Origin of the sequence: Sphingobium sp. MK2 (genome assembly GCF_040170545.1) — a bacterium.
Lineage (GTDB): Bacteria > Pseudomonadota > Alphaproteobacteria > Sphingomonadales > Sphingomonadaceae > Sphingobium.
The window spans coordinates 1-807 of the sequence record NZ_JAZDXA010000113.1; the positions used below are offsets into that span (position 1 = coordinate 1).

1 protein-coding gene and 1 pseudogene are annotated in these 807 nt (G+C 53.5%); both read left to right on the top strand.

All coding sequences use genetic code 11. The features are described from left to right. Positions 1-77: 77 nt before the first annotated feature. Positions 78-269 (top strand): annotated as a pseudogene (locus tag V2I08_RS20540) (IS3 family transposase); the annotation flags it as partial. A 71-nt stretch (positions 270-340) separates the two neighbouring features. Continuing rightward, entirely contained in the window at positions 341-739 is a 399-nt protein-coding gene (locus V2I08_RS20545; protein WP_349636589.1) for a hypothetical protein, read from the top strand. Positions 740-807 lie beyond the last annotated feature (68 nt).

Sequence of the window (807 nt, forward strand, 5' to 3'; positions counted from 1 at the left end):
TCGGCGAACGTTTCATCAGAGCCATGGCGGCCTGATGATCAACCGCCCGCCCGCACACGGAAATCCTGACACTCCCCAATGCTGCGATGGAAAGCTTCTTCTCCTCTCTCAAAACCGAACGGATCAGGAGGAAGGTCTACCGGTCGCGAGATCAGGCCCGAGCCGATGTGTTCGATTATATCGAGAGATTTTATAATCCGACACGCCGGCACTCAACCTTGGGGTATCTCAGCCCCATCGACTTCGAAACACAAGCTGGTGTAGCTTGAATGAGCCTATCTTGGTGTCCGCCAAACCGGCAGCAGGCCAGTGAGCCGTTACAGCGCCGATAGGAACCGCCATGTTAAAACCTTCCCAATGCTTCGTTGGCCCGATCACTCAAGGCATCGTCATGACGATGCTCCTTCCACGCGATGACGAGGAGGAGCGGATGCTGCTATGCAAGGTAGGCGGCAAGAAATATGCCGTGATGCTGGAATCAGATTTCATAACGTTTGAGCGCGACCAGAATGACACATGGAAAGGCGTTCACATCCCCGATGTTCACATCGAAATCGATCCGGTGAGCATCCGTACGGCGAAAGGTTTTCGCAATCCATTAGGATCATTGATCCGCCATGAGACATACATGTCCATCAGCGGGCAACGCAGTCCCGGTGGTCCTGTTTCACAAATACCGCTCCTCGACAATCTATCACCCTGTGCCGAAGGCTATTCCGCCGCGTTTCTCAGTGCCTGATTCAGAAGTTTCTCAAGCGAAGCAATATCTTGCGGTTCTGCGCGTGAGCATGCGGATTGAAGCGATCA

Coding starts and splice junctions, on each gene's coding strand:
- V2I08_RS20545 (WP_349636589.1), top strand. CDS start 341: ATGTTAAAACCTTCCCAATGCTTCGTTGGCCCGATCACTCAAGGCATC.